Genomic DNA, 4,420 nt, shown 5'->3' with positions numbered 1-4,420 from the left:
CAGGATGCTTGTAATAGTTTTCAATGATTTGATCTCTCCACTTTAGAGGATCATTATTTTCTGCATCATTCATTGTCATTTCTCTAGTTGCGTTCAAACTTGTGGGGTAGTGCTTAACTCTTCACCAATCAGGCTTTGCAGTCGTGCCAGCAGTTTTGTTTTCTCCTCCTGATTGGCTTCTGAGGACTCCAATCTGGCGATCGCCTCATCAGCCGTGCCCAGATAATCCAGCACTCGCTGCTTAGGCTTGAGGCAATCATCAGCCCGGTAGTTTTCCACCCAGTAGTAGTAAAAATAGTCTTTTTGCCCTTCCGAAGTGCGCTTGTGAACTCGTTTGCGGCGAATGAAGGACATGCTTCTGTAGTGCCTAACTCTTCATCCATCATAGCAAAAGTTAGGCACTACACTTCTAAATCTTGCATTGCTCTAGGTCTTTCCGTCAGTGCTGCCATCAAATTCCACAGGCAGCCATCTCTAGCACAGCTTGTAGTAACGTATTTTGCTCAACAGGCTTAGCCAAATGCTGCTGAAAACCTGCTGCAAGCGCTTGCTCTCGATCTGATTCTTTGGCATTAGCTGTTAGTGCAATTATCTCTATCTGAAATCCACCCAAGCAGGCAATTGACGATAACTCCATCCCCTTCTGACTCGTTTTGCCGATCGTGATCGCGCCCATTGAGGGCAGCAAGAACTCCGGTTCAGAGCAGTTTCCTAGTCCGGCATTTCCTCGATGCTTCGCGGTTCCCTCTTGGGCTGCTGGTTCATCTGATGACGGTAACGACTGGATGCCTCATAGACTTCCTTGCGTAAACGCTGAATCGATCCCAGGGGCTGATGCTCTGCAATACAATGCCAGGCGTTGAACGACAAGACGTCATCTACGTACACCTGCCGGGCAGGACTGTATGCCTCCTGTATCCCAATTGTGAGTTTGGCGATCGCCTGGTGAGGACTTTCCCCTTCTGACCACTCAATCGACGCATCCTCGATCGGCATCGTCTCCAGATTGGTGCAAAGCTGGACACGGAGTTCATACTCGGCAGACTGTTGCCGGAAGAACTCAACGATTAGATCTCGCAGTACAGAAGCGTTCTGTGTATCAATGCGTTTTCCAATGAGCGGCTGAAGGCTGGCAGAGACGGGAGTGACACTCAATTTAGCAATGTAGTCGCCATAGCGCAGGGCAGCAGAGGTATAGTAGGTTTCCCCCAGAATGTGAGTGTCGGGTTGGGTGAGACCTAACGCGCTCGGATAGAGGTTAATCCCTACTTTCTGAGTCACGGCATTGGTCATTCGAGCAACCGTTCCGAATAGCTGTTGTGCCTCCTCTGGGGCACTGACCACAACCTTTTCCTGGAGCAACTGTTCTGGGAGAAAGCGAGCAATAGTGCCCGATGGAAAAACCGGACTGTTGATCATCAAAAAGTCTTGAGTTACGGCATCAGGTTCCGTCTCCAGGAGTTTCGGTCCTGCCACGTCAATGACCTTGATGGCGATGCCGCGAAAGCAAGATAGACCATCCGGCATGATGTCACCGGGAACGGTTGAGAAGCGAATCATCACCGGATAAGTGCGGGGTTGGCAAAACAATCCCTGCGCGAGATGGGCAGGCAAGTTGTCGTAGATCCTCAGTTCCCCCTTCAGTCCGCCATGACTCTTGGCATGAGCCCCCCGCATGGCATGGCGATGCTTGTCAAACACCTTCTGCCCCTGCCGGGCAACGGAATCAACAATTTCGCGAATCAGCCGCTCCTCGTCGGGTTGCTTGACTTCTACAGTTTGGGAGTAACGGATGTATGGTTTGGGGGTGAGCATTGAGCGATCGATTCTGTGGGAACTGAACTTATACATTTGTAGTTTAAGGATTTGCTCCTGGCTCCTGCACTTCATCCTACTTAAGGAGGAAATGACTCAGAAGGCAAAACGGCAAAACGCTCTCAATGACCGCATTGAATCCGGTTGTTTAGCAAACGCGGCAAAAACACTTTAAAGCTAGAACCTTTGCTGAGCGGATGTTTAGACCTCTCTTTTCTGTAGAATTCAAGACATTCAAATCGTTAGCTCCTTTGATAAGTAGAGCTTTTAAGCGTTTTCAGGATTATACAGATGTTGGCATTCTTCTCTTGCCGTCAATAGCCCTGGGCTGGATTTAGATTAAATTACCGTTTAGTTATGGTCTGAAACCGTTGATTTTTTGTTGAGCCAAAAGTTTAGAACTACGTACAATCGTTTGATTAGTTGCTTGTCACGCAGCTATTCAAGATGAACAGCTATAGTGCGACACGCCACCCGTGTTAAAAAACGCCTTAGGTCTTAGACGATAGTATTTATCTTCTACGTCTTGTGATTGCTCATCATATGGATAGCTAAGGACTTCTTGCAACTCTTTAACTAAAGTATAGTCACCCTGCATGGCTTGTTGGTAGGCAGGGGCAATCAACCACTCTCGCCATGTGTATTTTGGGTTCGTCTGTTTCATCTTTGTTGATATCTCAGCCAAATTACCGTCGTTAATGACGAGGTCGCGCCAGCTTTTTAGCCAAGATTGCCATTGTTCATCGAGTTGTGGTGAAGTTTTAACGTAGAAGCTTTTTTTCAATGCTGAGATATCATCTGGTATATGGGATAACTCGCGGAAGAAAATGGTGTAATCTACCTCTGAGTCAGTCATTAACTGCATTAATTTTTCAAATATCTTTGGGTGATATTCAGTCAAGCCAAGTTTGTCCGCCCACATTTTTTGGATTTGTTTTTGCATGGCTTCTGAAAAGCCGCGACCTACTTTGTCGAACTGTTCTAACGCTTCAGCATCTTCTGTAAGTAGCAGTCTCACTGCTTTCCAAAACATGTAATAATTTGCTTCTGCTGCAATGGGCTGATTGAAGAATGAAAAGTGCTCGCCACCACCAGTCCAAGGTTGAAACCAAGGGTCAAATTTTTCACAAAATCCAAAGGGTCCATAGTCTAGGGTAAAGCCTCCAGCAGCGCAGTTGTCACTGTTAAAATTACCCTGGCAATAACCAACACGTAGCCAATTAGCCACCAGTGAAGTGAGACGCTGGCGAAATAGCTTAGCCAACTCAACTAATTGATCGGCAAAACCAAGGCTTTGATTAATGTCGCTTTTGTACTCTCGCTCAATTAAGTGCGACACTATCATGCTCAACTCTTCTAATGCTTTTGGATGAGCATTGCTACGAGTGCGGCGGGCAAATAACTCTAGCTGACCAACGCGCAAAAAGGAGGGTGCAACGCGAGTTGAAATGGCTACAGGATTGTCCACCAAAACATCAGGGTCAATAGAGTAGGAATCTTGAGAATACCAAGGACGGGTAACGGTCTCAGATTTAGAAACATACAGTATCAAAGAGCGCGATGTTGGCACACCTAACGATTGCATATAGTCTTGCGCTAGAAACTCACGCACACTTGACCGGAGGACAGCGCGCCCGTCGGCACCCCGGCAATAAGGCGTTGGGCCACCCCCTTTCAATTGCATTTCCCAGCGCTGTCCATTGATGATTCCTTCAAATACAGATATCGCTCGACCATCGCCATAACCATTACCCGTACCAAATAGACATTGTTGGGTATATTCGGTGCCATAAATCGACAGGGCATAACCCGTCGCCCAGCCCACCTGACGCATCGGCTCGTGGGCAGCAGAGAGATCACCAGAAAATACACGGCGAAATTTTTCATTAAGCGCCAGTCCATCGCTCAACCCAAGTTCCTTAAAAAAGGTGCGGCTATGAGCTACATATTCTGGGTCTGCAAGCGGCGTGGGTGTCACAGGTACGAAATGACCAGAAAAAACCTGGCGGGCTCGGTGATCATCACCATCTCCAGTGGCATCAGGATCGGCATTTAAGGTATCCATCAGAGAATAATCCGCCAATTGCACAAACTCATCGAAGGTTGTTACACAAGGCTCAGCAGAGGGTTTAGATGGATATGACATTGTTGCTAGCACCGATATTGTCGGGAAGGATTCATGTTTAATTGAGGACTTTGAAGAGGCTAACATATTAAATGTGAAGCTTTCCAGACTAACCGACTTATTAGTGGGGGTGATTGAGGCAGACCACCTTGAATTCCTGATTGTGTCGCAAAAACTTATCAAGGACAACCGAGCGGTATCGTTAGCATTCCCTTAAGCAGCAATTCCAAAGAGCGCATCAATCAATTTGGCTTGAGAGACACCATCCCCCTGATCGATTCCATTCACTTGTCCTTTACGAATCCTATTCATCGCTTCAATCCCACCCAGAGTTCTTCTGGCACTATTGAACGACTTGAATCCCATCATCGGTTTCACAATGCGCTTGATGTGCCGATGATCCTGCTCAATAGTGTTATTGGGATACTTGCTCTACCTCAGTTGGGTCTCTGGATGAATCGCCTCATCCGCTTTGAGCGT

General features: G+C 47.2%; 4 protein-coding genes and 1 pseudogene. All 5 read right to left on the bottom strand.

Features of this window, described 5'->3' with window-relative positions:
- Nucleotides 1–93 precede the first annotated feature (93 nt).
- Nucleotides 94–354, bottom strand: coding sequence for an IS1634 family transposase N-terminal domain-related protein (locus tag H6F93_RS02925; protein WP_190679112.1), 261 nt, complete (start codon nt 352–354; stop codon nt 94–96).
- A gap of 97 nt (nt 355–451) precedes the next feature.
- Nucleotides 452–676, bottom strand: coding sequence for a response regulator (locus H6F93_RS02920; protein WP_190641883.1), 225 nt, complete (start codon nt 674–676; stop codon nt 452–454).
- A gap of 35 nt (nt 677–711) precedes the next feature.
- Complete coding sequence (locus H6F93_RS02915) at nt 712–1,851, bottom strand: catalase family protein (RefSeq protein ID WP_199313447.1); 1,140 nt, start codon at nt 1,849–1,851, stop codon at nt 712–714.
- Nucleotides 1,852–2,257: 406 nt separating this feature from the next.
- Entirely contained in the window at nt 2,258–3,961 is a 1,704-nt protein-coding gene (locus H6F93_RS02910; RefSeq protein WP_190679109.1) for a protein adenylyltransferase SelO, read from the bottom strand.
- A gap of 192 nt (nt 3,962–4,153) precedes the next feature.
- Nucleotides 4,154–4,369, bottom strand: a pseudogene (locus H6F93_RS02905) (DDE-type integrase/transposase/recombinase); the annotation flags it as partial.
- Between the last annotated feature and the right edge of the window lie 51 nt (nt 4,370–4,420).

This window comes from Leptolyngbya sp. FACHB-671 (genome assembly GCF_014695745.1).
Classification (GTDB): Bacteria; Cyanobacteriota; Cyanobacteriia; order Elainellales; family Elainellaceae; genus JAAUTN01.
Note: the sequence above shows the minus strand (reverse complement) of the source record. Positions and strands in the feature narration are given on the sequence as shown.

Excerpts from the sequence above, each read along its gene's own strand:
- H6F93_RS02925 (WP_190679112.1), bottom strand. The coding sequence starts at position 354 with ATGTCCTTCATTCGCCGCAAACGAGTTCACAAGCGCACTTCGGAAGGG.
- H6F93_RS02920 (WP_190641883.1), bottom strand. The coding sequence starts at position 676 with ATGGGCGCGATCACGATCGGCAAAACGAGTCAGAAGGGGATGGAGTTA.
- H6F93_RS02915 (WP_199313447.1), bottom strand. The coding sequence starts at position 1,851 with ATGTATAAGTTCAGTTCCCACAGAATCGATCGCTCAATGCTCACCCCC.
- H6F93_RS02910 (WP_190679109.1), bottom strand. The coding sequence starts at position 3,961 with ATGTCATATCCATCTAAACCCTCTGCTGAGCCTTGTGTAACAACCTTC.